We start from the raw sequence: 25770 nt of genomic DNA, 5'->3' as shown, positions 1-25770 counted from the left end.
GTGGGCTCAGTTGTTCTCGGCGGCGAACATCCAGCGTTGCTTCTCCAGGTCGGCGGTGATCGAGATCAGCAGGTCCTGGGTGACCGGGTCGGGCTCGTCGGTCGCGGCGATCCGCTCGCGCAGCCGCCCGATCGCCGCCTCCAGGGTCCGTACCATCAGGTCGACGACCTCGTCGTCGCGCAGCCAGCCGTCCTTGGCCCCGGGCAGTGAGAAGGCCGCGGCGACGGTCTCCGGACGGCCGTCCGGCGGCACGCCAAGGGCGGCGGCGCGCTCCGCGACGGTGTCCGAGTGGGCGCGCGCGGCGGCGACCACCTCGTCGAGCTGGAGATGGATCGAGCGGAACCGCGGGCCCACGATGTTCCAGTGGGCCTGCTTCCCCACCAGTGACAGTCCGAGCAGATCCACCAAGGTCTCCTGGAGGGCACCGCCGGTGATCCTGAGCGCCTCGTCGGGCAGTGTGTTCCTCACCACGGACATGGTGCGCGTCTCCCTTCTGAGCTGTGCCGTCATCGCTGTGCGGGTGCCCTGGCGGATCGCCCGCAAACGCAGCGGCCCCGCACGGCCGCGCACCCCGGACAGGGCCGGCAACCGCCCCGGGAGGGGGCCGGAGCCAACCAGCGAGACGGTACTTACACCATCCGGTTGTCCGGACATAGCATCGGTCCCCGCATGGACACGATGACGCTCTGGCACATATCCGGCTGGGAGTTCGCCGCCCTGGCACTCGCCGCCCTGCTCGTCGGCTTCTCCAAGACCGCCGTCAGCGGGGCCAACACCGTCAGTCTCGCCATCTTCGCCGCGGTCCTCCCGGCCCGCGCCTCCACCGGCGTACTGCTCCCGCTGCTCATCGCGGGCGACGTGCTGGCCGTGGCGACCTACCGGAGGCACGCCCACTGGCCCACGCTGTGGCGGCTGTTCCCGGCGGTCGCGGCCGGCGTGGTGATCGGCACGCTGTTCCTGGTCTGGGCCGACGACGGCGTCGTACGGACCTCGATCGGTGCGATCCTGCTGCTGATGGCCGGGGTCACGCTGTGGCGGCGCCGCACGGCCGACCGCCCCGACGACCCGGACGAGGTCACCACCCGCGCGGGCCGGGCCAAGGCCGGTTCGTACGGCGTGCTCGGCGGCTTCACCACGATGGTCGCCAACGCGGGCGGCCCGGTGATGTCGATGTACCTGCTGTCGGCCGGCTTCCGCAAACTCGGCTTCCTGGGTACCTCGGCGTTCTTCTTCCTGATCGTGAACCTCTCCAAGGTCCCCTTCAGCGCCGGCCTCGGACTGATCGACGGCCACTCGCTGCTCCTGGACGCCGCGCTCGTCGCGTTCGTCGTCCCCGGCGCCTTCATCGGCAAGTGGGCCGTGCACCGGATCAACCAGCGCCTCTTCGAGCAGCTGGTCATCGCCGCGACGATCGTCGGGGGCCTCCAGCTCCTCCTGCGCTGACCGGTCGGTCCGGGAACCCCCGGCCGGTCCGGCGACCCGGGAATGCGACGGCGGGAGGCGTTGTTGCAGAGGTCGTGAATGACATGCTCGGATCAAAGATCCCGGGTGTGGGCGAAGGGAGAACCTCATGGCACGCAGCACCGCGCGTCCGGTCGTCAGGCTGAAGTCGACGGCCGGAACCGGCGTCACCTACGTGACCCGCAAGAACCGCCGGAACAACCCCGACCGGCTGGTCCTGCGCAAGTACGACCCGGTGGCCGGCGCACACGTCGACTTCCGCGAAGAGCGCTGAAGCCGACCGCAAGCGCACCGGCAACCAAGAGAGGAAACCCCATGAAGGCCCGCATTCATCCCGCGTCCCGCCTCGTGGTCTTCCGGGACCGCGCCGCGGACACCGCGTTCCTGACGCGCTCCACCACAGACTCGTCCCGGACGATCGAGTGGGAGGACGGCAACACCTACCCCTTGATCGACGTGGAGATCTCGTCCGCGTCGCACCCCTTCTACACCGGCAGGGCGCGGGTCCTGGACAGCGCCGGCCGAGTGGAGCGTTTCGAACGCCGTTACGGCCGCACCGCCGCCGCCCGCGGCTGACCCCGCCCGGCGGCCGACCCGAGGAGAACAGCACCATGAAGGTCCGCAAGTCCCTGCGCTCACTGAAGGCCAAGCCGGGCGCCCAGGTGGTCCGCCGGCGGGGCGTGGTCTACGTGATCAACAAGAAGGACCCCCGCTTCAAGGCCCGTCAGGGCTGACGGAGGTCCCGTCCCACCACGGCCGCCCGGCGATCCGTCCGGGCGGCCGTCGTGCGTCACGGCGTCGGCCGGCCGCCCGGCCCCACGGCGTCACCCGATGCGAAGGCCCCGTACGCTCGTCCCATGTCCCCGCACGTCCTGATCCTCGGCGGTACCACCGAGGCCCGCCGCCTCGCCACCGAGCTGTCGGGGCGCCCCGGGGTCCGGGTCACCACCTCGCTCGCGGGCCGGGTCGCACGGCCGGGCACGCTCGCCGGCGAGGTGCGCACCGGCGGCTTCGGCGGGGCGGCCGGCCTCGGCGACTGGCTGCGCGAACACCACGTGGACGCGCTGGTGGACGCCACCCACCCCTTCGCCGAGACGATCACCGCGAACGCGGCCGGCGCCGCCCGGGCCACCGGGACCCCCGCCGTCGTCCTGCGCCGCCCCGGCTGGCAGCCACGCCCCGGCGACGACTGGCACCCCGTCCCGTCCCTGCCCGCGGCCGCCGCCGCCCTGCCCCGCTTCGGCCCCCGTGTCTTCCTCACCACCGGCCGCCTGGGCCTGTCCGCCTTCGCCCACCTGACGGACCGGCACTTCGTCGTGCGGTCCGTGGAACCCCCCGAGCCGCCCATGCCCAGGCACACCGAAGTGCTGCTGGCGCGCGGACCGTTCACCGTCGCCGACGAGACCGCGCTGCTGACCGGGAACCTGATCGACGTCCTGGTCACGAAGGACAGCGGGGGAGCGGCCACGGCCGCCAAACTCACGGCCGCACGGGAGCTCGGGCTGCCCGTGGTCGTCGTACGACGGCCCCCGTTGCCGGACGGTGTGACGGCGGTGCCGGACGTCGCCGGCGTCCTGGAACGGCTCGGGCTCGACCCCACCTGACCATCAGCCCTCCCTGGGAACCTCCGGGTGGCGGCGCAGCAGATACGTGTCCATGATCCAGCCCTTGCGCTCACGTGCCTCGGCCCGCAGCCGTTCGATGCGCGGACCGGCCTCGGCGATCGGACCGGAGACCAGGATCTCGTCAGGGGTGCCGAGGTACGCACCCCAGTAGATGTCGATGTCCTCGTCCGCGTACCGGCGGAAGGCCTGGTGCGCGTCGAGCATCACCACCACGTCGTCCACCCCGTCCGGCAGCCCCTCGGCGAGCCGCCGCCCGGTGGTGATCTGCACCGGCCCGGCCACCCGGTTCAGCCCCGTACGATGCCGGGCCGCCAGTGCCGAGACACTGCTGATCCCGGGCACCACGTCGTACCCGAACCGCACCGTGCCGCGGGCCAGCACCTCCTCCAGGATCGCCAGCGTGCTGTCGTACAACGACGGATCGCCCCACACCAGGAAGGCGCCGGTCTGCCCCTCGCCCAACTCCTCGCGGATCAGCCGCTCGTAGATGTCCGCGCGGGCGCTGCGCCAGTCACCGACGGCCGGCGAGTACGCCCCGCCGCCCGCGGCCCGGTCCCGCTCCGGGTCCCGCGCCTCGACCAGCCGGTAACCCCCGTCCGGTATGTGCGTGTCGAGCATGTCCCGGCGCAGTCGGGTCAGGTCGCTCTTGACCTCGCCCTTGTCGAGGAGGAAGAACACGTCCGTGCTCTTCAGCGCCCGGACCGCCTGGAGGGTGAGCTGGTCGGGGTCGCCCGCGCCGATACCGATGACATGAATCTCTCGCACGCACCCGAGTCTGCCGTATGCCACTGACAGCGGGTCACCCCGGTGCTACCGGGAGCCGCGCAGCCGGGGTGCCTCGCCCTTCGCCTCGACGCTCCCGGCACCGCCCTCCACCCGCCCGGCCAGCTCCCGCGCCCACCGTGCGAGCCCGTCGACATCGATCCCGTACGGCCGCCGCTCCCCGCCCCCGGCCGCCCACTCCTCGACCGCGCCCGCGCCCCGCCGCAGCAGTCGCGCCCCGCCGGTCCCGTTCCCGCGGGCCGCGTGCGTGAGCCCCACCGCCAGCTGGGCCAGCCCGCGCCACAGCGTCCGCTCCGTCTCGGGCCCCGACTTCCAGGCGTCCTCGAACACCTCGTGCGCGTGGAACGGCTTCCCGGCGTCCAGCAGCGCCTGCGCCTCGGCGACCGTCTCCTGCGGAGTCCGTACGACCCCCTCGGGCTGCCGCTCGACACCCGGCGCGCCGTACGGCAGCGGCCGACCCAGCCCGTCCCGCGGCCGGGCGCTGCGCGCCCGCCCCGCGGCGTCCCGGTCCCGTGCCCCTGTCTCCGCGTCTCCCATACGACCGATTGTCCCCCCACTGCCCCCGCCCTCTTTCTGCCCGCCCGCGGACGTGGGGTAAGGTTCTCTTCACGCGATCACGCGGGTCACCGCGAGTGAGCGCATCGGGACGTGGCGCAGCTTGGTAGCGCACTTGACTGGGGGTCAAGGGGTCGCAGGTTCAAATCCTGTCGTCCCGACTGGAGACAGTCGCAGGTCAGGGGCCGTTTCAGAGGAGATCTGAAGCGGTCCCTTGATTATTCTTGGGGACCGCTTGGGGACCAGTTCACGTTGAAGGGGCTGTGGCGCACCTTGACCCGGTCAAAGTGCGCCGCAGATGACAGGCCGGTGGCGCGGATACATGGTTTGACCTGTGATTTTCTAGTGCGTCCCGGACAGATGATGGCGGCGGGGCCCGTCTCGTGGAATGGCCGTCGGTACACCACTTCATCGAACGTGACCTCCCGGAGGCTGGCAGCTGTCGACGTCTGGCATCGCGCCGGCTTGGCCCTGAGGCAGCGTGTGGCACGGATGTCGATGGGCCTGCTGGCTCGTGCCAATTACGGCTGTTGAACCCTAATGCCGCCCGTTGATGCAGCCGGACGGCCCAATAAGGTCCAGGGCGCCCCCAGCGGCGATGAGGTTCCCTGCGGCATGTGCATGCATGGTCTGCGAACTTCACCGTGCCGGTGGCCTCGACGTCGGTCAGTGGCGAAGCAGGTCGTCGGCGCCGACTGTCAAGTAGGTCTCGGGAGTGGAGGCTTCAAGGGTCGACGTGGACGAGTGCGGCCTGGGCCAGCGTGAGACCGGGGCCATCCGGCACCTAGAGGGCCGTCCGGGGGGTCGGACACAACTCGGCTGAGAGGATGCCCGCGTTGCGGTATAGCTCGCGCCCTGGACGCAGGGACCGGAGGACGGCCGAGGCGCGAGGTTCGTCGCCACCGTCTGGTGGGAAGTACCGCTTTGTGCCGACCAGTCCGCTGCTGGGCTTCCTCTGTGCCTCCATCTTGGACGCGTACCCGGAGGTTCTGGCCGACCCAGCGTCTACGGCTGCGTGGTACTTCGAACCGATAGCGGTTACGACGCCTCGTCGCTGGAATCGTCAGTCGGTCCGCGACACGGCCTCGACCACACTGATCTGATGGATCTTTCGCCGACGCGGGCTGCAGTGGACATCGACGACGTCCCCTACCCGGAACCGGTCCTTGAGCTCGGGGTTCGCTGCGCGTGAGAACATCGGCCGGCTCCACTGGTCGACCTCGAAGGACCAGGCTTTCCGCGTCGCCGGGTCCTCGATGGAGCAGCAGTAGTGCGTGATGTCCGTGTACGGGTCGTCGTAGTGGGTGTCGTAGTCCCAGCGTGAGATGACGGCACCGCGAAAGCTCGCCTCGTCGGGAACGGCCAGGACCCGGCGGCGGGCCGGCAGCCACAAACCCCACAGCAGTACGCCGGCGAGCAACGGAGCGGTGTCCCATTCCCAGGCCAACGCCGGGCGGTGCGCGGTCAGGGTCACCGCGACCAGGGCACCAAAGGCGGCGCACACGGCCAGGGCCAGCAGCACGAGCTGCCACAGGTGTCCCCAGCGCGGGGTGTCCAGCGGCCCGGCGTCCACGACGTGCCACGATCTGCCGTACGCGGACCAGATCCGCTGCGGCTCGCGCACGGGAAGCGCCGATTCGGGACCAGCCGCTCCCACTTGGCGTTTGGGCAGCCGATGCTCTCCAGCGCGGTCGTGGGTCCGCCACTCGCGCGCGGCCTGCCGTCCGGCGGCCGTCAACCTGGGCCCGGATTCGAGCGGGACGTCTGACAGTCGCACCAGCCCCAACAGGCTGAGCAAGAGGACCGCTTTGAGAATGATCCGCATCCACTCGGGACTGAACGAAACGCCGGCCCACAGGGCGCCGAACCAGGCCGCGAGGGCCGCACCCCGATACAGCAGCGTCACGTACTTGTTCCGGGCCGACCGTATGAGGCCAAGAGCGGTCGCCTCGTTGCGGACGCTGTTCTGAAAGCCGCGCCACCATACCCAGAACTCGTCGCCGTCGCCCGGCCCGAGGGCGCCTATCGGCACGCGGTCCACACCGCTTCGGCAGCGCCGGCGGATCCGTTCGACCATCAGTTCCTCGACGGGCCGCAGCGGTGCCGAGTCGGCGGTCTGCGGGACGATTCGTACGGTCACCGTACCGTCGGCTTTCTCTTCACCCTGCAGTCGGCCCGTGCGGACCATTTCCAGGGCGGTGGTCTCGATGCCCTTCGGAGTTGTCTCGCCGTCTCCCATCAGCAGGTTCACCACACCGGCGGTCAACATTCGATATTTCATACGCCCCCCAGAAATGTGACCGAGACGACTGTAGACGCTCTTGGGGATCACCGCATCGGGGAAAACACGCAGCCCAGGCATCGTCGAAGCTGATGTCCGAGCTGAGAGCCACGCGATGTTCACCGCTGCCCTGTTGAAACAACGGGCTCAGCGGTGCGTGGATCTGTGCGGCGATTCAGCTGCGCGGGCGCGCTGTCGCCTTCCTGCGCTCCAACGGGACCAGCGTCTCGGCCAGGCCACTGGCGAGACTCCGTCAGGTCGGGGGCCCGTTACTGTTGGGCCGCCTGCGCAGGTGCGCAGTTGAGGGGCTTCGAAGGGGGGCACCAGGTATGTCAGAGGGGTTGGCCCAGTGGGGGCCGGAGCTTTTCATGACGCGGGAACGAGAGCTACGTCGCGGCCTGGCACCCGAGAACGACATGGGAAGGGACATCGCTCAGGGGGGGTTCGAGCCCTGCCTGCTGACCCTTCTGCGGCTGTCGGTCGGCAGGCACTCGAGCACCGGTCTCACCAGTGGGTGGTTCCCGAGGGCGCTTGCCCGCACCGGCCACCTCGTCCGTGCGGCTGAGCTGGCGTACACGATCAGTGACGAGCTCAAGCAGGGTACGGAACTACTGGCGCTGGTGCAGGCCGCGGCGGGCGCGGGAGACCTGGGCGGCGCTCAGGCGCTGGCCGAGTCGATTCCCCTACGGCAGGTGCGGGACCAGGCACTGGTCGCCCTCGTGCCGGCGTGGGCCCGTGCCGGTGAGCGTGACCGGGCCGTCGCTCTGGCGGAGAGGATCCGCTACCCGCACAACTGGGCGTGGGCCTGGGCCCTGTTGGCGAAGGCGGTGGCGGACAGCGGCGACATCGATGAGGCGCTCAGGTTCGCCGCTCGCGCCGACGACGTGGTGAGTTCTTACGCCGCCGACGGGACGGAACAGGTGCTCGCCCTCCTCGTGGAGGTGGCCGTCGCCAGCGGCGACCATGACCGAGCCGCTGCACTTGCCGACCGCGTGGAGGACATCACCCGCTCCCGCAACTCGACAGGGTGGTCCCAGCCACGGCCCCTGGCGGCGGTGTTGGCCCGCGAGGCGCTGGCGGGAGACCTTCACCGGCTCGATGCTCTCCTGCGCACCCCGCCCGGACCGGCCGTCGGCGCCGGGGGCACGGTATGCGGGTGGGCGCTCGGCGAAGCCGCCGAACAGGACATGGTGGTCCCGGAAGGAGACCTGGACGAGGCCGCCGTTCGCCCGTTCCCTCCCGGATCCCCGCTCGACGCCTGGGACATGGCCTGTGTGCTGGACGCGGTCGTTCACAGCGCCGACCAGGACGTGGTCCTGGCCCTTGCCGACCGGGCCGAGACACTGCTCGAGACCGGCGACGGCCGTGATCACGACATTCTGCTGAGGTCCGTGACGCTCCTGCTGGCCAGGCACGGGCAGGTCGAGCGGGCCATGGCCCTCGCCGGCCGTCTCGACCCCGATCTGTCCGTGGCGCGGCAGGCGGACGTCGTCGGGGAACTGGCCCGGTCCGGTGACACGGGCGGTGCCGAGGCTCTCGCCCACACGATCAACGACCGCAGGGCACAGGACAGGGCGCTGATCGAAGTGGTCCGGGAGCTGGCCCGGCGTGGCGATCCAGGCTGGGCCGAGGCTCTCGTTCACTCGATCAACGACCGCTGGGCGCAGGGCGAGGCACTGGTCGCGGTCGTCCGGGAGACGGCCCGGCACGGCGATCACGCCCGGGCCGAGGCTCTCACCCGCTCGATCGCCCACCGCGCGACACGAGCCCGCGCCCTGGCCGCACTCGTGGAGTTGTCCGAGCCGTCCCACGCCCGCAGGCTCGCCGCGCAGGTCGTGATGGTTGCGGGCGACTGGGATCTTGTTCTGCCGGTCCTGGAGCGGATCGTCCCCCGTTCCGTGGCAGTGGTCGCCGATCGGATGATGAGCTGATCCGGGGCAGCCTCCTGATTGTCAGTGCTGCCTGCGAGACTCGTTCCATGATTCCCAAGCTGCCCCTGCACAGCCCTCGTTGGCTTGACCTCGACGGTGTGAAGGTCGAAGAGGTGAAAGCACTCCTGGAGCAGTTGTCCTCCGCGGCTGCCACCGGGAGCGACGATGGATGGAGGCAGACCTGGACGTACCTGGCCGGCGGCCTGATGGACGACGGGACCGTCTTCGACGGGGCCTATGCCGCTCTGCCGCATCTCGTCGAGGCGGCAGCGGCCCTGCCTCCGGGACAGACCGCGGACTTCTGGGTGGACTTGGGATGCATCGTGACCGCGGAGGACAGGCCCCCCGTCCCGGCCGATCTCGAGACGGGTTTCGGCGCCGCACTGCGTCTGGCCGAGCGGGCGGCCATCCGAAGCCTCCTTGCCGCCGATACCACCCCGCGGGTCTGCGCCCACCTCGTGCTCGCCTGCGTGGCCTTCGCCGGCCACCACATGGGCGAAGCGCTGTGGCGGTTCCCCGATCCCCGGGAAGGTGACCTCCTGCTGATATGTCCCGAGTGCGGGAGCGATACCGAGATCCCCGACTTCTTCGTGGACCCGGCACGTCCGCCCGCCGAGGCTCCGGGACGCCCTGATCCCGCCCATGTCAGGCAGGGAGGACATCCCTGGGGCGAGGTCGCTGCCGCACTGCGGGAGGAGGCAGTGGGCGAGGAGTGGGAGCCCTTCCTGCGGGCGGCACGCGACGTCGCGGTGGCAGGGGTACCCCCCGAAACACCGGGACAGGCCGTCCTGTGTCTGGTCGTCGGCATGGTCGCCGTCGGGGGCACCCCGCAACAGGACGCATGGGAGTTGGCCCGCCAACTGATGGCGCTCACCGGAGACTTCCGCTGCTGGGACTGCGAGCAGACGTGGACGATCGCCGACGGCCTGGCGGAGAACCCGGACGGTGCGAGCCCCCGGCACCGCCCGACGGAGGCGCGGGCGGACTCCGACGAGTCGGCCGCCATGGTGGAGTCGACGGCGCCCGGACGAACAGGTGAAGCGGCGACTCGGTTCCGGCAGGACGGGAACGCGGTGCTCGCGGCCGACGGCACCCCCTGGGGCCGTATCTCGGTGTTCTCCGATGTGCCGGTGTTCTCCGATTCGGCGCCCGGTTCATCCGGGGGTGTCAACGCGCTGGCGGTGGTCTCCCGCCCGGGTCGGCCGACGCTCGTGGCCGGCGCCGGGGACAGGGCCGTGGTGTGCCTGTGGGACGTGGCCGACGCCCGGCTCGTCCATGCCCCGCTGCCAGGACACCGTGACCGTATCCGCTCCATGACGGCCCTGCCCCTGCCCGACGGCCGCGTCCTTCTGGCGAGCGGAGGCGACACCGGGACGATCGCCCTGTGGAACCCCGTCACCGGGCAGCCGGTCCGCGAACCGGCCGGGGACTGGCCTGGCGGGGTGACCGGAATGTGTACCGCGATCGTCCCCGACGGCCGCACCCTGCTCGTCACCGCCACCCCCCGAGGCGCGGTCCGGCTGTGGGATCCGGACACCGGTGAGTGCGTCGGGCGCCTCAACCCCTATGGCAGTCCGATCCAGTCGATCGCCGCCGTCCCGATCTCCGCCGACCACACACTGATCGCGGCCGCGGATACCGGGGGCCGCCTTCATGTGTGGGACCCTGCCGTCGAGGACCCCTGGGAACGCGGCGCGGCCGTGCAGTTGAGCGCCCGTGCCCTCGCCGATGCCGACCACCGGGTGGCAGCCGTGGCGGCTGTGCCCACACCCGACCGAACCATGTTGGCCACCGGGGACAACCAGGGCGTGGTCATGCTGTGGGACCTTGCCACCGGTGCCCCGGTCGGCGACGGTCTGCCCGCCTCGACAGGCACCGGGGGCCTGCCGGTCATCACCGCCTCCGCCCTGCACGGCGGCCACACGGTCCTGGTCACCGGCACCCGTCACGGTCACCGGCTGCGGGTATGGGAACCGGAGACCGGCGCGGTGGGGCACATCGCCCTGGATGTGGTGCTCACCTGTCTGGCCACCGCGGGTCCGGACCTGATCGTCGGGCACGACCGCGGGGTCCTGAGCCTCCCGCTCACCAGACGATGAACGCGTTCAGCCGAGACCCGTCTCACCCCGTCGCGCGGAGCCTCGGGACGGATGCCGAGAACCCGCGCGACGTGCGCGATAGGCCGGTGCCTGTGGCCCGAACCTCGCGGATACCGCCCCCCGCGCGGCTCGTCCGGCCACGGACGGGATGGGCGGGCACGCCGCGCTGCCATCGGCTGTGGACGCCGTCCCGCGGCGCCGGGCCGGGAGTTCACCGCCCGTGCGGCGTCCAACTCTCCGGCCGGTCCGCGTTGTCCCATCGATCCGTCGTAGCCGTCTCGCGTCGGCTTCGACCGTAACGGGACCCGAGAGTTGCGAGGCCGGGCGAGGCCAACGGGCTGTAGGAGCACGCGGATTCACGGTGGCGCTGCCCAAAAGCGACATGTCGGGGTTCGTTTCATTACCGGCTTGCGCGGTCTGGTCGTGCACAAGGGCGCCGGGTGAACGCGGAAGGCCAACGATGCCTGGGCAGGGGGAGCGATGACTGGTGTCGACGTCGGCGACAGAACGCTGTGGAAGGTACCCGGCGGGGGCATTCCCTACCGGACGCCGGCCATAGCCGACGGCGCCGTCTATGTCCTTGATGATCTCTTCGATCTGGTGGTGGTCGACGCGGACACCGGACAGCGACGCTGGACACTGCCCAACGACTCCCCGATCGAGGCATCGCCGGTGGCCGGCACCGGCGTTGTGTACTTCGCCGACAGCGCCGGCCCTCTGAGATCTCTACCGAACCCGGCGGTTCACCCCTCGCTCTGCGCGCACCTCCGCTATGCGATAGGCGATGCGATGCAGACCGGACTCGTGCAGCGCGTCGCAGACCTGTGCGACGTCGGCTCGGCTGGCCGCCCATTGGATGACCGAGGCCAGGTCGGCTTCCTCGCCGTAGGTGAGCAGGTCGCGGCAGGATGAATCACTGGATCGCTTCGCAGGCCGTGGTCATCGCGACCGGGATCTCCGCCACCGGGCACCGCGAGATCCTCGGTGTGGTGGTCGGCGACAGCGAATCGAAGCCGTTCTGGACTCGGCAGTGTCGGGGGCCGGGACCGGGCAGACGGCTTACGGAGTCGTAGTCGACGAGTATGCCCCAGGGAGAAGATGTCGCCCTCGGGGAGACGGTACCTGTGCGGCAGCGTCCAGCCGGTGGACCTAGCCATGGCGTCGACACGTTTCAGGGAGCGTCTGGCGGCAGAGCTATGACCGTCGGTGGGGACCAGCTGGGGACCACACAGTGTGCGCGATGGCGCACGAGGGATCCTGCTGCGCACATCATGCGTCCTGATTAGATCCGCTGGGGGTCAGGGGTCGCAGGTTCAAATCCTGTCGTCCTGACGGTGTTCACCAGCGGGTCTGCCGGAAACGGCAGGCCCGCTGGGTGCGTTCGTGTGACACGTGATGGCAATCGAGAGACGCTCGGCAGCCGGTCTCAAGCTGCCCGGTCTTCTGGTGCCGAGGTGCTCTGGCGGTGTTCGCGGTCGGAGCGGGTCAGGGCTTTGTCGATGGGGGTGACGGCGTCGCGGGCGGCGTGGGGTAGCAGGTGGCCGTAGAGGTTGACGGTGGTGGACAGCGTCGAGTGGCGCAGCGTCTTGGAGACCACGGTCAGCGGGGCCCGCGAGCTGATCATGATGGTGGCGGCGGTGTGCCGCAGGTCGTGGACGCCGATCCGGGGCAGGCCGATCTCCTCAGAGCGTCGGCGCAGCTCGGTCAGGACACCTTGCGGGCGCAGCGGGCAACCGTCCGGCTGGCAGAAGACCAGGCCTTCCAGCGCGGCCGCGACACGCAGGGACAGGCTGACCCAGTTCCGGCTCGCCTTGGTCTTCGGATGGCCGAGATAGAGCCGGTGGTTGTTGACAGCCGTTGGGTTCCAGCGCACCAGCAGGGACTTCTCGGACAGGTGGACATGCGTCCAGTGCAGGCCGAGGGCCTCGCCACGGCGCATGCCGGTGCCGAGCAGCAGTTCGAACAGGTCGGCCGGCTGGTCGCCGTGATGGGTGTGGTTGTGGCGAAGGAACGCGGCCGCTTGGGCGGGGTTCCAGCGCATCCGCTCCTGCGCCGTGGGCCTGGGCGCCATCGCGTACCGGCACGAGTTGTCCGCGATCAGCCGTGCGCGCGCGGCGGAGCCGAGGGCGCCTGAGAGTGGCGCCGATCCGGTAGACGGTGGTGCGCCCCCGCTCGCGAGCGAACTCGGCCTCCTGCCAAGCGGTGATGTGCCGCGGACGAACATCTTGAAGGGCGATGCGCCCGAAGGCCGGGATGAGGTCGGCGCGGACGTGGTCGCGGTAGCGGTAGCGGTAGTGGACGAACGTAGTGGGCTTCGAGACGGGCTTCCCACCCCGGTGCCGTTTTTCGGCAGCATGGCACGGGGCCAGGCCGGCATCGGGCGTGCCTGGCCCCGGCGGGTCAGTTGTCGAGCTGCCAGTGCTGGTTCGCACCGCCCGTGCAGTTCCACAGCTGGACTTTCGTCCCGTTCACGGTCCCCTGGCCGTTGGCGTCCAGGCAGAGTCCCGACTGTGCTGCGGTGATCGTGCCGTCGGGATTGACGTTCCATTGCTGGTCCGGTTGCCCGGTGCAGTCCCAGATCGCCGCGGGGGTGCCGTTGCCCGCGGACTGGCCGACGCCCAGGCACTTGTTGCCGAAGACCATCAGCTGCTTTCCGGTGTTGTAGGTCCACCGTTGGTTGGAGCCGCCGTTGCAGTCCCACAGTTGTGCCTGCGTGCCGTTGGCCGTCGTGGAGTTGTTGATGTCGAGGCAGCGCCCCGACTGCTGCCCGACGATCTCCTGGTTGCCGGAGGGCGGTGGCGGCGGCTGGTTCGAGCCGAACTGCGTGAAGAACTGCCACACGGCTGCCGACGTCCAGGTGTGCCAGCCGTCACCGGTGGAGCCGTCTATGGGACCGGGGTCATGGCCCGCTCCGTCGAACGCGGCCCAGACGACGGGGTATCCGGACCGGCATCCGGAGTAGGTGGTGATGATGTGCGTCAGGCTTCCGTAGGCCGGCTCGGGCGGGTTCTGCGTGGTGCAGCCGTTCGTCCGGACGAAGGTGTCGCGCAGTTCCCGTCCCGACGAGATGGGCAGCACGTTGTCCCTGATACCGTGCAGACCCATGTAGGCGATGGGCTGATTGCCGCCGCTGCACCCGCTGAGGTTCGCGCCGGAATAGACCGCGACCGCACGGAAGGCCGTCGCCCGTGAGCAGGCGAGGGCGTAGGACATCGCACCGCCGTAGCTGAAGCCGGCGGAGAACAACTGGGTGGTGTCGACGCACAGACCTGCTTCGAGCTGGCTGACCATGGCGTCGACGAAGGCCACGTCCTGGCCGCCGGGGTTGGCCCAGCCGTTGCCGTTGCCCTGGGGGGCGACGAAGATCGTGCCGTTGTTCGCGTTGTCCGCCAGGCGCCGCAGGCCGTAGTAGGACCAGTTGTACCCGTCCGTTCCGCCCGAATCGACGTCGCCTGCCGTGCCGCCCCGCCAGTGGAAGCCGAAGATCAGCCGGTAGGGGTGGTTGTTGTCGTACCCGGCGGGGACGCGCAGGATGTAACTGCGTGTCTGGCCGCCGCTCTGGATCGTGTGGGTGCCACTGGTCAGGGCCGGAGCCCTGCCGCAGCCGGCGGTCGCCCCGAGGGCGCCGGTGGTCGTGGTCGACGCGGGCGTGCCGAGGCCGCTGCTGAACGAGGAGCCCGCAGCCGACAGGACGAGAAGTAAGGCCGCCGCGAAGGACGTCAAGAGTGGTGTGCGTTTCATGCACTCCTTCTTCCGTGGTGGGGGGTTGCACAGGGACGTCGGTCGCCGGGGCGGTTCACACGCCGGTGATGGTCCATGCGTTGTTGGTGCTGGAGTTCGGCGTCCACATCACCGTGGTCGAGCCCACCGTGGTGCTGCCGCTGCCGCTGCCGCTGCCGCTGCCGCTGCCGCTGCCGCTGCCGCTGCCGCTGCCGCTGCCGCTGCCGTCGGTCGCGGCGGCCTCGGGGGCGAACCGCAGCAGGCCGAGGGCCGTGGCCGCGCCGGTCGCCGCCAGCAGCCGGCGCCGGCTGATCGGAAGGGGGGAGGAAGTCATGCGGGCCTCTCGGCGTCATTGACGGGGTGGGTGGTCTCGGATCTCGGCGGTCACCGGATCAGTTGCGCGCCCACTTCTGGTTGCTGCCGCCGCTGCAGGTCCACAGCTCCAGCAGGGTGCCGTTGGCCGTTCCCGCGCCGGTGGCGTCCAGGCACAGGCCGGACTGGGCACCGGCGACCGTTCCGTCGGCGTTGAGCGTCCACTTCTGGTTGCTGCCGCCGTCACAGGTCCAGATGTCGACCTTGGTGCCGGGGCCGGTGCCGCCGCCCGAGGCGTCCAGGCAGGCGTTGCCGTAGACCCGTAGTTCACCGGCCGAGGTGCTCGTCCACTGCTGGTTGCTGCCGCCGTTGCAGTCCCACAGCTCCACCTGGGTGCCGGACGTCTGCGACTGGTTCGGCACGTCCACGCACCGGCCGGAGGCGGCCCCGACGATCGCGGCGGTCGTGCCGCCGCCGGGTCCGCCGCTGCCGGGGGTGAGGGACAGGTTGTCGAACTGTGCCGTCTCGCCCTGACTGGTCGCGTAGCCCGCCTGACCGCCGGCCCAGGTGCGGTCGCTGACGGAACCGACCGTGGAACCGTCGACGACGGCGGTGAGGGTGGTGCCGGAGAAGGTCAGCGCCAGGGTGTGCCACCGGTTGGTGCCCAGCGCCGCGGTATTGCCGTGGGCGAGGGCGGAGACGTTGCCGTTGGTGCCGGAGTTCAGGATCGACCAGGCTCCGGTGTCGCTGACCCGCAGGTGGTAGGCGTTCAGTCCTCCGGTGCTGCTGTAGTCCTGCCCGCCTGCGCGCCCTATCAGCTCGGCGTATCCCGGCTGTTCCAGCAGCACGTCGGACGAGACGGTGTAGTTGCTCCACCCGGTGTCACCGAGCAAGGCGTGCGGGTCGGACAGCGCGTCCCAGGTGATCGGTTTCTGCGGGCTCATCTGGCGCACGCACTTGCCGCTGCGGCCGCCGCCGCAGGCCGCCACCTCGAAGGCGCCCTGCCAGTCCATGAGGTACTTCGCCTCGGTGCCGGTGGCGTAGCCGTCGAAGGAGTCGCTGTACGGCATGCTCATCGTGCCCTGGGCGGGGCCGGTGGCGGTGCCCTTGCCCTGGCCGGTCGTGGTGGTCAGGGTGTAGACGTGATGGGGCTGCACCGTCAGGCTGAAGCCGCCGCCGGACGGGGTGATGTCCGTGGTGTGCACGAAGTAGTCGGCCGGGTTGCCGGAGTTGACGTCGGTCGACCAGACATGGACGGCTGCGGTGGACAGCCCTCCGGTGACGTCGAAGTTCAGCGTCTGGGCGCTGCCGGCGTCCATGGTCTCGATGACCGTGGAGTAGTCGGAGTTGTTCGGGGACTTCAGCGAGACGTAGCTGCCGTTGTTCCGGTTGCCGCCGATGTAGCCGCTGGAGGCGTCGAGGTACTTCCAGCCCGGGGCCGTGAACTGACTGGTGTGCGCCATCACCCAGGTGTTCTTGCCGATCGTGTAGTGGCCGGACCACGGCTGCGAGGCCAGGGCGAGGCCCATGGTGGGATACGGCAGGTTGGGCGTGATCGCCGCGATCACCGGCCAGTTGAGATACGCGGTCATCCGGCCGTCGATGTATCCGCGGTTGATACCGCGGGCCATGGCCGGCGCTCCCGCGTTGTAGTCGTCCGAGCCGTTCTCGCTCGCCCACAGCGGTTTGCCGGACGACGTGGCGGCCGACGGCACCGAGCAGTTGGACTGGGAGGAACGGTAGCCGCAGGGGTAGTGCGTGCCGATGACGTTCACCGCTGCGGCGAACGCCGGGTCGGAGTCGACGTCGCCCGCCACGGACCAGTCCGAGTCGGCCGCTACGATCTTGACGCTGCCGTAGCCGTTGGAGTTGAGCGCGCTGCGCAGTTGCTCGTACCAGGAGATGTTGTAGCCGCGCTCGTTCCAGCCGCCGAGGTAGTCGATGGTGAGGCCGTGCTGCTTGGCGCAACCCAGCCATGAGACCAGGTAGTTGATCATGTCGGTGGACCAGAAGTTCCCGCCGCCGATCCAGCCGGGGGCGCCCCAGGCGAGGCCGTACAGCTTGATGTTCGGGTTGCGGGCCTTGGCCTGCTCCATCAGCCACCATTCGTAACCGCGGTCGCAGTTCAGGTCGGAGCGGGTGTGCTGGTGACTGGGCTCGGCTCCCGAGGTGGAGTTGGTGTCTCCGCCGATCTCGGCCTTGAGGATCTGCAGGGAGGCTCCGTAGCCGGGCCGGAAGAGGTAGTCGAGGATCTGGCCGCGCCGGGGCTCGGGATAGTCGATCAGGAGTCTGCTGTTGCCGCCTCCGCCACTGATCGCGCCGACGCCGTCGAAGGTCCGTCCGCCGGACGCGCCGTTGACGGTGATGGAGGTGGCGGCATGGGCCGTAGCGGCGGCCGTGCCGACGAGGCCGCCGGCGGCCAGGACGAGGCCCGCGAGCACGGCCGTCGAGGCGCGCAGGCGCCGTAACAGCCGTCTGAATGCTGACACGGTGGGAGTTCCTTTCGCAGGTCGGTGGGGTCCGCGCCCGGTGCGGTATCAGCGGACCGCGAAGTCCTGGTTGGTGCCCGGCGCGTTCTTGCACTGCCACTGGTCGAGCTGTTGTCCGGCGTTGCCGGCGGCGCCGTAGACGTCCAGGCACAGACCGCTGTTGCGGTTCTGGAAGGCGTAGGTGCCGTCGGACTGGCGCACGGGCAGCCAGAGGGCGGCCGCCGCCGTGCCGGGGGCCTGCTGGACGATGTCCGGGGTGCCTGCCGCCGTGGAGCTGCCGGCGACCGCCACGTCCTGGCCGGAGCTCTGGGCGCGCAGTTCGCCGTAACCGCCCGAGGCCGGCACGAACTGGAACTGCTGGTTGCCCTGCCCGTTGCAGGTCCACTGATCGATCGCGGCGCCCGCGGTGCCGGAGTTGCCGTACACGTCAAGGCACAACTGGTCGCTTGCGACCACGAGTTGGTGGTAGCCGTCCGGGAAGCCCCCGCCGTCGGACGATGCCGGGGTGAGATAGACGGCGAACGCGTCGTGCGAGCCCTGGAACGCGAACGGCACGGTGACCGAGCCGTCCGAGGCGCTCAGGTTCTGGTCGTACACGGTCTGCGGCGCACCCAGCGGCGCCTGGTCCGGGATGCGGTGCACGGTGACGTGGACGCTGCCGGCGTTCGTCAGCCAGGGGACGGACGACAGTCCGCCGAAGGTCACGGACGCGGCGCCGGTGTAGCCGTTGGAGTCGCCGATGACGGCCACCGCGCGCCCGGCGGCGGAGTCCTCGGAGGCCGCGATGGCCGTCGAGCCGACCTGGCCGGAGGTGTCGACGAGGGTGCCGGTCATGTCGGCGTAGTCCCGAAGCGCCCACCAGTTGCCCGTGGGCTGCCAGCTGCCGCCACTCTGGGTCAGGACTCCCGTCAGGTTGGGGGCGACGCAGCACACCCAGTTGCCGCGCATCGCGTTGGCGTACCCGGACTGTGCGAACCGTGCCAGGTACCACGCGGTCACCCCGGCGGTCTGCCGGTCGGCGGGCTGGTACTCGTTGGCGGACAGCGGCCGCGGACCGATACCTGCCGCGCTGAGGGAACTGTTGAGTGCCTGCGCGACGGTGACGGGGTCGTCGACGTCGCCCTCGTCGTGGTTGGTGATCATGTCCGGCACCGTCCCGGCTGCCTTCACGTGCGCGAGCCAGGTCTGCCACTCACTCGGGTTGCGCTGCGGGGTGAACGCGAGGGACGGTCCCACGATCTGCGCACCGGGGGCGATGCGCCGGATCTCCCGGTAGGCGGTGTCCCACATCTGGAAGTACTGGGCGCTGTTGACACCGCGGGTCCAGAAGTAGGAGATGTCGGGCTCGTTCCAGATGTCGTAGGAGAACTTCAGCCCCGACGCTTGGAGCGCTCCCACGGTGGAGTCGATGAAGCTGATCCAGTTCGCGCAGTTGCCGTTGTCGCACGGGTATGTCGTGTTGGACGGCTGGCCGCCGTTCGCGCCGTAGATGTCACTGACGAGCACCTGGTACTGCGCGTGGTACGGCGGCCGGGTGAGCCGTTTCGCCTGCGCGATGATCGCGTCGACGTCGGCCCGACTGGCCGCCCCGTACTGGTAGTTGTCCTTGATCCAGCCGCCGGAGAACCAGCCCCCGCCGCGGAACGCGTTGATCCCCAGCGGCTGGATGAACTGGTCCACGGGTTGGCTGCCGTCCTGGGTGAAGCCGTAGAGAAACCCTTCACCCACACCGGTCGACGGGCCTCGCGTCGACGCCAGGTTCACGCTCAGAGCCTCGCCCGCGGCGGCACGGCTCCCGGCCGCCGACAGCAACTGCAGCACGAACGCCAACACGACTCCGACGGCGAGCAGCACACGGCGGCCCCTCGCTCGCGTCCTCATACGGACCTCCTATGGGCCGGCGGTTCAGCGAGACAGCGATACAGCGATTCGTCGGGTCAGCTCAGCGACCACTTCTGGTTGGATCCGCCGTTGCAGGTCCACAGCTGTACGAGGCTGCCGTTGGCGGTGGCGGCGCCGGTCACGTCCAGACACAGGCCGGACTGGGCGCTGGTGACGGTGCCGTTGGCGTTGAGGTACCACTGCTGGTTGGTCTGGCCGTTGCAGGGCCAGGTGATGACCTTCGTGCCCGGACTGGTGCCGTTGTCGGAAGCGTCCAGGCACAGTTGGCTGCTGCCGGAGTACACGGTGAGCTGGTGGGACGCGGTCGCGGTCCACGTCTGGTTCACCGCGCCGCTGCAGTCCCAGATCTGCGGCTGCGTACCCGCCGTCGTGGATGCGCCCGGCACGTCGAGACACTTGGCCGCACCCACCGCGTGCACGGCACCTGTCGTGCCGCTACCGCTTCCCGACCCGTAGTCGGCGGCGGTGATGGCGGCCTGGACCGCGTTCTCGGTGGCGTCGGACGGATAGCCGGCCGTGATCGCGCCTTCGAAGAACTCGCCCACGCCGTTGGGACTGTTGTCGCCCCCGGTGCCGAGCAGGACCGAACTGTCGACCTTCATCGGCGAGTAGCCGTTCGGCAGGGGGCCGGAGAACGTGGTGGTCAGGCCGCCGCTCGTGCCGTTGCCGTATTTGAGGGTGAAGTTGCTGGTGCCGTTGTTCTTCAGCCACGCGCTGACGAACGGATAGTGCACACCGGGGTTGTTCGGGTCCTTGTTGGAGCCGGTGTTGGTGTGGAACATGCCGTTCTCCAGGTCGGCCTCAACCCAAGGGCCGCTGCCCGTGCAGCCGCCGAACCAGCAGGCGGTGCCCCAGTAGATGGCGTTCATGGTGGCGTTGCCGGTGTCCGTGTGGGAGTTCTCGCCACTGCCGTAGTCGAAGCAGCACCACTGGCTGGTGTAGTTCGACGAGGTCACCATGTAGATGCCCTCGGGCTGGGAGCCGGTGGGCACGCCGCTCGCGTGGTCGAGCCGGTAGCCGACGCCCGGGGTGACCTTGACACCGAACACCTGGTGACCGGCCGCGGTCACCGGCAGGGCCATGGCGTCCGCCCCGACGTCGGATCCGTTCGGACCCGGGCCCTTCCAGTAGCCGCCCCAGGAGATCGGCAGGTCGTTGTGCCTGGCGGTCTGGTCGTAGATCTTCGTGATCGTGCACGACGTGCCCGCGCAGAACGACACCTGGGAGGCGCCGTCGGCGTACCCGCCCGCGGCGAGCACTCCGATGTCGCGGTAGCTGTGGTCGGAGGACCGCTGGATCTGGTACAGCGGCCCGTGGTACGCCGCGAAGAGTGCCCTGGTGGTGGCGTGCGCCGTCACGCACGGCGTGCCGCCCGCCGCGTAGAGGTCGCACGGAAGCGACGCGTCCGCCGCGGGCACGGGCGCGTGGACGCCGGCAGGTGTGCCGGTCCGCGCGGAGGTGGCGAACGAGGGTGTCCCGAGCGCGGCCAGGGCCATCGCCAGGGCGATCAGGAGCACGGCCGGGAATCGCCTTCGTCGGCGATCGGTTGCTGAGCCGGGCAAGGAGACCTCCTCTGTGGCGGTGCCGCCGTACGGCGGCACCGAAGCTGCCGGTGGCCGCGGGGAGGACGGGGTCATCCCAGCGTCCACCGCTGGCCGCTGCCGCCGTTGCAGGTCCACAGCTGGGCGAGGGTTCCGTCAGCCGTGGCCCCGCCGGTGACGTCCAGGCACAGGCCGGACTGGGCGCCGGTGATCGTGCCGTCGGAGTTCAGCGTCCACTGCTGGTTGCGCTGGCCGTTGCAGGGCCAGATCTCCACCTTCGTCCCCGGTGTGGTCTGGTTGTCGTAGGCGTCCAGGCACAGTTGGCCGCTGCCGGGGTAGACGGTGAGCTGGTCGGTGGTGGTGTGCGTCCAGGTCTGGTTGGCGCCGCCGTTGCAGCTCCAGATCTCCACCTGGGTGCCCGCGGTCGTGGTGGAGTTCGGCACGTCCAGGCACTTGCCCGCCCCCACCGCGTGCAGCGCGCCGGTCACGCTGGTGCCGCCGCCACCGCTGGTGCCGCCCGCGACCCGGTACATGACCGTGCCGTGCGCCGGTACCGAGGCGCTGATGGTGCCGGAGGTGGTCGAGGACGCGCCCGACCACAGGTCGGTGAGGGTGTAGGCGGACGCCCCGGTCTTCCCGACCGCTGCCGCGGTGGTGGTGATGGCCGCCGTGGAGCCCGTCTCGTTGAACAGTGCCACCGACACGTCCCCGTTGGCCAGCGGCTTGGCCAGCACGTCCAGGCCGCCCGAGGAGGACACCATGGTCCCTTGCCTGCCGAGGGGGTCCTGGTCGACCGCGATCACCCGGGAGTTGGTCAGGACGGACAGGGTGGAGGCACTGGCCGAGGGGATGTTGGTGCCCGCGATGAGGGGTGCGGCCATCTCCGCCCAGAGACTGAACTCGCTGCGGTTCTCGGTGGCCGTCATCGAGCCGTTGCCCACCTCCAGCATGTCCGGGTCGTTCCAGTGGCCGGGGCCCGCGTAGGAGGCCAGTCCCACGGTGCTGTGGAAGATCGACAGCATGCTGGAGAAGCTCGGGCTGATGTCCCCGGTGGTGCGCCAGCTGTTGCCCACGTCCGCGCCCCAGGTCCACACGTTCTCCTGGCCCCAGTTGCACAGGCTGTACAGGATCGGCCGTCCGGTGGCCGCCAGGGCGTCCCGCATCGCGGTGTACCGGGTCCGCGCCGGCACACCGGTGTTGTTGCAGTTGTCGTACTTCAGGTAGTCCACGCCCCACGCCGCGAACGACTGCGCGTCCGTGGTCTCGTGGCCCAGGCTGCCCGGGTATCCCGCACAGGTCGCGGTGCCCGCGTCCTCGTAGATCCCCAGCTTCAGCCCCAGCGAGTGCACGTAGTCCGCGGTGCCCTTGATGCCGTCGGGGAACTTCGCCGGGTCCGGCACCAGATGGCCGCCGGAGTCCCGGTTGTGGGTCATCCAGCAGTCGTCGATGTTGACGTACGCATAGCCGGCCGCCTGCATGCCGTTGGTGTGCATCGCCTGGGCGGTGGACTTGATCAGCGACTCGGAGACGTTGCAGCCGTACGCGTTCCAGTCGTTGAAGCCCATCTGCGGGGTCGGCGCCAGCCCGTTTCCGAGTGCGGCGGCGGGCTGCGCCGTGCCGAGGGAGAGGAGGGGGGCGGTCGCGGTGAGCAGCACGGCCGAGAAGGCGAGCGCGAGGGTTCTGCGCAGGGAACGTAGCGGGGGCAGCGACCGGGGACGCCTGGCTCTCACAGTGCTCGTGGGCATAAGTCATCGACTCCTGAGGCGAGTTGGGGAGCTGGATGCGGGTCAGCGGTAGCCGGCGGCGGTGATGTCGGCCTGCACCGCGTTGTCGGTCGCGTCGGAGGGGTAGCCGGCGACCATGGCTCCCTCGTAGAAGGTGCCGGCGCTCAGGTTGGCGCCGCCGCCGGGCTTGCAGCAGTCGCCGCCGCTGCCCAGCACGATGGCCCCTTGTTTCTTCATGGGGCTGTATCCGCCGGGCAACCCGCCGTCCCAGAGGGTGGTCAGGGCGCCGGACTGGGCGTTCCCGCCCTTGAGGGAGAACCTCGACGTGCCGTTGTTCTTCAGCATCGCGGTGACGAACTTGCTCGAAAACGCCCGCTGGTCGGGGTTCCAGGACTGGCTGCCGCCGGGGTACAGGCCCCATTCGAGATCGGCCTGCACCCAGGGGCCGCTGCCCGAACAGCCGCCGAACCAGCACTGGGTGCCGAAGTTGATCGCGTCCATCGCCCCGGCGGCGTCGGCCTTCCTGGTCGTCTCGCTGTTGCCGTAGTCGAAGCAGCAGCCGTTGTTGACGTGGGTGCCGCTGGTCACCATGTACGCCCCTTCGGGTGCGGCACCGGTCGGCACGCCCGTCAGATGGCCGTCCCGCCAGTAGCTGTTGCCGGGGTTGATGTACAGCGAGTACGCCTTGCTGCCGCCGGCCGTCAGCGATTCGGACGTCGCCTTCGCGGGACTGCTCTGACTCGACCCCGGAACCTGGGCCGATCCCTGGTACCACAGGTCGTTGCCGTGTCCGGACTGGTCGCGGACGACCGTGATCACGCACGAGGTGCCCGCGCAGAACGCGTCCTGCGCCGCCGCGTCGGCGAAGCCGCCCGACGCCAGGACGCCGATGTCCCTGGTGGCGTTGTCCGAGGCGCGCCTGACCTGGTACAGCGAGCCGTTGTACGAACCGTAGAGCGCCCGCACGGTGCTGTGCGCGGCCACGCACGGCGTACCGCCCGCGGCGTAGATGTCGCACGGGCCCGTCCCACCGGTCGGAGGCGGAGGCGTCGACGTGGTCCACTTCTGGTTGCTCTGGCCGTTGCAGGTCCACAGGATGACCGCGGTGCCGTCGGCCGTTCCCGCCCCGCTCACGTCCAGGCAGAATCCGGAGGCGACTCCGGTGACGGACCCGTCGGAGTTCTGTCGCCAGACCTGGGTCGCCCGCCCGTCGCACCCCCGGATGACCACCGGGGCTCCGGGAGCCGTCCGGGTGTCGTAGGCGTCCACGCACCGGGTGCCGTTCATCGTCCTGAGCTCGCCCGCCGCCGTGAACTCGAACGCCTGGTTGGTCTGGCCGTTGCAGTCCCAGATCTCCAGACCCGTGCCCGGCGTGTCGACGTTGCCCTTGACGTCCAGGCACCGCCTCGACGCCGAACTCACCAGGGCTGCCGCGGACGTCGGCGCCGACCAGGTCGGCGCGGTCGCCAGGAGCATGGCCAGCAGCGCCAGCACGGATACGGCGGCCGCAGCCGGTAAGCGCGAGGCACGAGCCGCGGGGCTGCGGTGCGGAGCGGATGGAGGCTGCATTCTGTGTCCTCGGATATGCGGGGGAGGGAGGGGACGGAGAGTGCCGTGCACGCACAGGGAGCCCTCAGACATCCCATGTCGCATAGTGATCCCACAGGGACATGACCCTGTCAATAGAAGTCTCCGAGCCCTTTCGGGCGCGATCCATCCCATGTTTTGCCTGGTCAGGTCAGTCTGAGGGCAGCCGAAAGCCGCGTCCGGCGATGACCGGAGTGCCGGACGCGGCGTTCGTCGGGGGATCAGGCGCGAGCGTTGGGTGCCGGTCGCCTCACCTGAAGTTCCAGTGCTGGTTGGCACCGCCGTTGGAGTCCCAGATCTGGACGGGGCTCCCGTTGGCGTTCTGCCCCGCGGGGACCTCCAGCGCCCGGCCGGAAGCGGCATTGGTCAGGGTGTAGGAACCGTCGCCGTTCCGGCTCGCCCGCCAGTGCTGGTTCGCGCCGCCGTTGTTGTCCCAGATCGTCATCCGCGTGCCGTTGCCGGTCTGGCCACCGGGCTCGTCCAGCACCCGCCCACTGGCGATGTTGGTCAGCGTGTACGAGCCGTCGCTGTTCTGGTTCGCCCGCCACTGCTGGTTCGCGGCGCTCCCGTTGGCGTCCCAGACCTGCACCGGCGTGCCGTTCCCGGTCTGCCCGCTGGGCACGTCCAGCACCCGCCCCGCGGAGGCCGCGCTCACCTGGTACACCTGGCCCGAGACGATGTCGCCGCCCGGGTTCCCCGAACCGCCGCCGCCCAGCGCGGACAGGACCGCGTCGTAGGCGGGCTTCTTGTTGCCGTTGTTGTCGAACAGCAGCGGGTTCTCGCCGCTGCGCCAGGAGTCGCTGTCCCGGATGCCCCACACGGTGATGCCGGTGCAACGCGCGACGTTCATGCATGCCTTGACGGTGTTGGAGTATGCCGTCGGTGACGCCTGGGCGATGTCCAGCTCGGTGATCTGTACGTCGACGCCGAGCGCGGCGAAGTTCGACAGCGTGGTCTGGAAGCTCGCGGGCGGACCGCCGGTGCCGAAGTGGGACTGGAAGCCGACGCAGTCGATGGGCACGCCACGTGACTTGAAGTCGCGCACCATGTTGTAGACGCCCTGGGTCTTGGCGTCGCTCCAGTTCTCGATGTTGTAGTCGTTGTAGCAGAGCTTGGCCGCCGGGTCGGCCGTCCGCGCGGTGCGGAACGCCTCCTCGATGAAGCCGTTGCCCAGCACGTCCTGGAACACCGAACTGCGGTGCTGGCCGCTGCCGTTGTCGGCGAACGCCTCGTTGACCACGTCCCAGGCGTAGATCTTGCCCTTGAAGTGGTTCATCTCGGTGGTGATGTGGTTGTCCATCACGCCGCGCAGGGTGTTCGCGTCCCTGATGGAGCTGACCCAGGACGGGAGTTGGGAGTGCCAGACGAGGGTGTGCCCGCGCATCCTCTGTCCGTGCGCGGCGGCGTGGCCGACGATCTGGTCGCCGGGCCCGAAGTTGAAGTTGCCGCGGGACGGTTCGGTGGTGTCCCACTTCATCTCGTTCTCCGGGGTGATCATGTTGAATTCCCGGTCGAGAATCGTGGAGTACGTCGAGTCGCCGAGCTTGGCGGCGGGCACGGCCGTGCCGAAGTAGCGGCCGCTGTCGGCCGCTGCCGCGCCCAGCGTGCCGGAGGCCGCGTGGGCGGCGGGGCTCGCCGGGCCGGCCAGGGCCAGAGCCGTGCCGGTCGTCAGTCCGGCGGCCAGGACCAGGACCGTGCGCAGACGGGGCCCTTCGTTGAGCCAGGACATGATGAATCAATCTCCTTGTGGGTGGGGGGGG

The 25770-nt window shown here is 70.0% G+C and carries 20 protein-coding genes, 1 tRNA gene and 3 pseudogenes; 10 read left to right on the top strand and 14 right to left on the bottom strand.

Going from position 1 to position 25770, the window contains the following annotated elements:
- Positions 1-6: 6 nt before the first annotated feature.
- Complete coding sequence (locus ACFY6U_RS11140; RefSeq protein WP_390036912.1) at positions 7-477, bottom strand: Dps family protein; 471 nt, start codon at positions 475-477, stop codon at positions 7-9.
- A 192-nt stretch (positions 478-669) separates the two neighbouring features.
- Between ACFY6U_RS11140 and ACFY6U_RS11135 the strand changes: the two genes are divergently transcribed.
- The 5 genes from ACFY6U_RS11135 (at position 670) to ACFY6U_RS11115 (ending at position 3065) form a co-directional block, all read left to right on the top strand.
- Positions 670-1443 (top strand): sulfite exporter TauE/SafE family protein, encoded by a 774-nt coding sequence (locus tag ACFY6U_RS11135; RefSeq protein ID WP_390036910.1) that lies wholly within the window; start codon positions 670-672, stop codon positions 1441-1443.
- Positions 1444-1570: 127 nt separating this feature from the next.
- Positions 1571-1735 carry a 50S ribosomal protein L33 gene (gene rpmG / locus ACFY6U_RS11130; protein WP_093497749.1) on the top strand — a complete coding sequence of 55 codons (165 nt, stop codon included), beginning with the start codon at positions 1571-1573 and terminating at the stop codon, positions 1733-1735.
- A gap of 41 nt (positions 1736-1776) precedes the next feature.
- Positions 1777-2037 carry a type B 50S ribosomal protein L31 gene (locus tag ACFY6U_RS11125; protein WP_390036908.1) on the top strand — a complete coding sequence of 87 codons (261 nt, stop codon included), beginning with the start codon at positions 1777-1779 and terminating at the stop codon, positions 2035-2037.
- Positions 2038-2072: 35 nt separating this feature from the next.
- Complete coding sequence (gene ykgO, locus ACFY6U_RS11120; RefSeq protein ID WP_046728129.1) at positions 2073-2195, top strand: type B 50S ribosomal protein L36; 123 nt, start codon at positions 2073-2075, stop codon at positions 2193-2195.
- A 123-nt stretch (positions 2196-2318) separates the two neighbouring features.
- Entirely contained in the window at positions 2319-3065 is a 747-nt protein-coding gene (locus ACFY6U_RS11115) for a cobalt-precorrin-6A reductase (RefSeq protein WP_390036906.1), read from the top strand.
- 3 nt (positions 3066-3068) lie between these two features.
- Here ACFY6U_RS11115 and cobF read toward each other — a convergent pair whose 3' ends face one another.
- Positions 3069-3851: a precorrin-6A synthase (deacetylating) gene (gene cobF, locus ACFY6U_RS11110; protein ID WP_390036904.1), complete on the bottom strand. Its 783-nt coding sequence runs from the start codon at positions 3849-3851 to the stop codon at positions 3069-3071.
- Between the two features lie 45 nt (positions 3852-3896).
- Positions 3897-4406 carry a DUF309 domain-containing protein gene (locus ACFY6U_RS11105; protein WP_390036902.1) on the bottom strand — a complete coding sequence of 170 codons (510 nt, stop codon included), beginning with the start codon at positions 4404-4406 and terminating at the stop codon, positions 3897-3899.
- 105 nt (positions 4407-4511) lie between these two features.
- On the opposite strand from ACFY6U_RS11105, the gene ACFY6U_RS11100 reads away from it, so the two are divergent.
- A tRNA-Pro gene (locus ACFY6U_RS11100) sits at positions 4512-4585 on the top strand.
- 902 nt (positions 4586-5487) lie between these two features.
- Here ACFY6U_RS11100 and ACFY6U_RS11095 read toward each other — a convergent pair.
- Positions 5488-6786: a DUF2207 family protein gene (locus ACFY6U_RS11095; RefSeq protein ID WP_390036900.1), complete on the bottom strand. Its 1299-nt coding sequence runs from the start codon at positions 6784-6786 to the stop codon at positions 5488-5490.
- Between the two features lie 287 nt (positions 6787-7073).
- Between ACFY6U_RS11095 and ACFY6U_RS11090 the strand changes: the two genes are divergently transcribed.
- The 4 genes and pseudogenes from ACFY6U_RS11090 to ACFY6U_RS11075 form a co-directional block, all read left to right on the top strand.
- On the top strand, positions 7074-8636 hold the full coding sequence (locus ACFY6U_RS11090; RefSeq protein WP_390036898.1) for a hypothetical protein: 1563 nt from the start codon (positions 7074-7076) through the stop codon (positions 8634-8636).
- A 47-nt stretch (positions 8637-8683) separates the two neighbouring features.
- On the top strand, positions 8684-10735 hold the full coding sequence (locus tag ACFY6U_RS11085) for a WD40 repeat domain-containing protein (RefSeq protein WP_390036896.1): 2052 nt from the start codon (positions 8684-8686) through the stop codon (positions 10733-10735).
- A gap of 480 nt (positions 10736-11215) precedes the next feature.
- Complete coding sequence (locus ACFY6U_RS11080) at positions 11216-11647, top strand: PQQ-binding-like beta-propeller repeat protein (protein ID WP_390036894.1); 432 nt, start codon at positions 11216-11218, stop codon at positions 11645-11647.
- Positions 11641-11757, top strand: a pseudogene (locus tag ACFY6U_RS11075) (transposase); the annotation flags it as partial. The gene ACFY6U_RS11080 and the pseudogene ACFY6U_RS11075, both read left to right, overlap by 7 nt.
- 404 nt (positions 11758-12161) lie before the next feature.
- Here the strand turns inward: ACFY6U_RS11075 and ACFY6U_RS11070 are convergent.
- The 10 genes and pseudogenes from ACFY6U_RS11070 to ACFY6U_RS11025 form a co-directional block, all read right to left on the bottom strand.
- The gene (locus ACFY6U_RS11070) at positions 12162-12806 is read right to left on the bottom strand and encodes a site-specific integrase (RefSeq protein WP_390036893.1); all 645 of its coding nucleotides are present in this window, start codon (positions 12804-12806) and stop codon (positions 12162-12164) included.
- Positions 12807-12936: 130 nt separating this feature from the next.
- Positions 12937-13167: pseudogene (locus tag ACFY6U_RS11065) on the bottom strand (hypothetical protein); the annotation flags it as partial.
- Positions 13136-14476, bottom strand: a complete 1341-nt coding sequence (locus ACFY6U_RS11060) for a ricin-type beta-trefoil lectin domain protein (protein WP_390036892.1) — start codon at positions 14474-14476, stop codon at positions 13136-13138. The pseudogene ACFY6U_RS11065 and the gene ACFY6U_RS11060, both read right to left, overlap by 32 nt.
- A 55-nt stretch (positions 14477-14531) precedes the next feature.
- Positions 14532-14789, bottom strand: a complete 258-nt coding sequence (locus ACFY6U_RS11055; protein ID WP_390036890.1) for a hypothetical protein — start codon at positions 14787-14789, stop codon at positions 14532-14534.
- Between the two features lie 58 nt (positions 14790-14847).
- Positions 14848-17256 (bottom strand): ricin-type beta-trefoil lectin domain protein, encoded by a 2409-nt coding sequence (locus ACFY6U_RS11050; RefSeq protein WP_390036889.1) that lies wholly within the window; start codon positions 17254-17256, stop codon positions 14848-14850.
- Between the two features lie 48 nt (positions 17257-17304).
- A complete protein-coding gene (locus ACFY6U_RS11045; RefSeq protein WP_390036887.1) occupies positions 17305-19137 on the bottom strand; it encodes an RICIN domain-containing protein in 1833 nt (610 codons plus the stop codon).
- Positions 19138-19193: 56 nt separating this feature from the next.
- Complete coding sequence (locus ACFY6U_RS11040) at positions 19194-20675, bottom strand: arabinofuranosidase catalytic domain-containing protein (RefSeq protein WP_390036886.1); 1482 nt, start codon at positions 20673-20675, stop codon at positions 19194-19196.
- A gap of 116 nt (positions 20676-20791) precedes the next feature.
- Positions 20792-22444, bottom strand: a complete 1653-nt coding sequence (locus ACFY6U_RS11035) for a glycoside hydrolase family 27 protein (protein ID WP_390036884.1) — start codon at positions 22442-22444, stop codon at positions 20792-20794.
- 42 nt (positions 22445-22486) lie between these two features.
- The gene (locus ACFY6U_RS11030) at positions 22487-23914 is read right to left on the bottom strand and encodes an arabinofuranosidase catalytic domain-containing protein (protein ID WP_390037616.1); all 1428 of its coding nucleotides are present in this window, start codon (positions 23912-23914) and stop codon (positions 22487-22489) included.
- Between the two features lie 349 nt (positions 23915-24263).
- Positions 24264-25739, bottom strand: a pseudogene (locus ACFY6U_RS11025) (endo-1,4-beta-xylanase); the annotation flags it as partial.
- Between the last annotated feature and the right edge of the window lie 31 nt (positions 25740-25770).

The organism is Streptomyces sp. NPDC013157 (genome assembly GCF_042899865.1).
GTDB lineage: Bacteria > Actinomycetota > Actinomycetes > Streptomycetales > Streptomycetaceae > Streptomyces.
Note: the sequence above shows the minus strand (reverse complement) of the source record. Positions and strands in the feature narration are given on the sequence as shown.

Coding starts and splice junctions, on each gene's coding strand:
- ACFY6U_RS11070 (WP_390036893.1), bottom strand. CDS start 12,806: ATGGCGCCCAGGCCCACGGCGCAGGAGCGGATGCGCTGGAACCCCGCC.
- ACFY6U_RS11085 (WP_390036896.1), top strand. CDS start 8,684: ATGATTCCCAAGCTGCCCCTGCACAGCCCTCGTTGGCTTGACCTCGAC.
- ykgO (WP_046728129.1), top strand. CDS start 2,073: ATGAAGGTCCGCAAGTCCCTGCGCTCACTGAAGGCCAAGCCGGGCGCC.
- ACFY6U_RS11045 (WP_390036887.1), bottom strand. CDS start 19,137: ATGAGGACGCGAGCGAGGGGCCGCCGTGTGCTGCTCGCCGTCGGAGTC.
- ACFY6U_RS11090 (WP_390036898.1), top strand. CDS start 7,074: ATGACGCGGGAACGAGAGCTACGTCGCGGCCTGGCACCCGAGAACGAC.
- ACFY6U_RS11135 (WP_390036910.1), top strand. CDS start 670: ATGGACACGATGACGCTCTGGCACATATCCGGCTGGGAGTTCGCCGCC.
- ACFY6U_RS11095 (WP_390036900.1), bottom strand. CDS start 6,786: ATGCCTGGGCTGCGTGTTTTCCCCGATGCGGTGATCCCCAAGAGCGTC.
- ACFY6U_RS11125 (WP_390036908.1), top strand. CDS start 1,777: ATGAAGGCCCGCATTCATCCCGCGTCCCGCCTCGTGGTCTTCCGGGAC.
- ACFY6U_RS11105 (WP_390036902.1), bottom strand. CDS start 4,406: ATGGGAGACGCGGAGACAGGGGCACGGGACCGGGACGCCGCGGGGCGG.
- ACFY6U_RS11035 (WP_390036884.1), bottom strand. CDS start 22,444: ATGCCCACGAGCACTGTGAGAGCCAGGCGTCCCCGGTCGCTGCCCCCG.
- ACFY6U_RS11060 (WP_390036892.1), bottom strand. CDS start 14,476: ATGAAACGCACACCACTCTTGACGTCCTTCGCGGCGGCCTTACTTCTC.
- ACFY6U_RS11140 (WP_390036912.1), bottom strand. CDS start 477: ATGTCCGTGGTGAGGAACACACTGCCCGACGAGGCGCTCAGGATCACC.
- ACFY6U_RS11080 (WP_390036894.1), top strand. CDS start 11,216: ATGACTGGTGTCGACGTCGGCGACAGAACGCTGTGGAAGGTACCCGGC.
- ACFY6U_RS11115 (WP_390036906.1), top strand. CDS start 2,319: ATGTCCCCGCACGTCCTGATCCTCGGCGGTACCACCGAGGCCCGCCGC.
- rpmG (WP_093497749.1), top strand. CDS start 1,571: ATGGCACGCAGCACCGCGCGTCCGGTCGTCAGGCTGAAGTCGACGGCC.
- ACFY6U_RS11055 (WP_390036890.1), bottom strand. CDS start 14,789: ATGACTTCCTCCCCCCTTCCGATCAGCCGGCGCCGGCTGCTGGCGGCG.